Origin of the sequence: Pseudomonas sp. IT-P258 (assembly GCF_949767825.1) — a bacterium.
Lineage (GTDB): Bacteria > Pseudomonadota > Gammaproteobacteria > Pseudomonadales > Pseudomonadaceae > Aquipseudomonas > Aquipseudomonas monachiensis.
In genome coordinates, this window is sequence record NZ_CATKPU010000066.1 from 1 (window position 1) to 426 (window position 426).

At 56.6% G+C, this 426-nt stretch carries 1 rRNA gene; it reads left to right on the plus strand.

Features of this window, described 5'->3' with window-relative positions:
* A 16S ribosomal RNA gene (locus ACM6G4_RS22510) occupies positions 1 to 404 on the plus strand; the annotation flags it as partial.
* Positions 405 to 426: the final 22 nt, after the last annotated feature.

Here is a 426-nt window from a genome sequence, read left to right on the forward strand (position 1 = left end):
GGTGGGCACTCTAAGGAGACTGCCGGTGACAAACCGGAGGAAGGTGGGGATGACGTCAAGTCATCATGGCCCTTACGGCCTGGGCTACACACGTGCTACAATGGTCGGTACAGAGGGTTGCCAAGCCGCGAGGTGGAGCTAATCCCACAAAACCGATCGTAGTCCGGATCGCAGTCTGCAACTCGACTGCGTGAAGTCGGAATCGCTAGTAATCGCGAATCAGAATGTCGCGGTGAATACGTTCCCGGGCCTTGTACACACCGCCCGTCACACCATGGGAGTGGGTTGCACCAGAAGTAGCTAGTCTAACCTTCGGGAGGACGGTTACCACGGTGTGATTCATGACTGGGGTGAAGTCGTAACAAGGTAGCCGTAGGGGAACCTGCGGCTGGATCACCTCCTTAATCGACGACTCAGCTGCTCCAT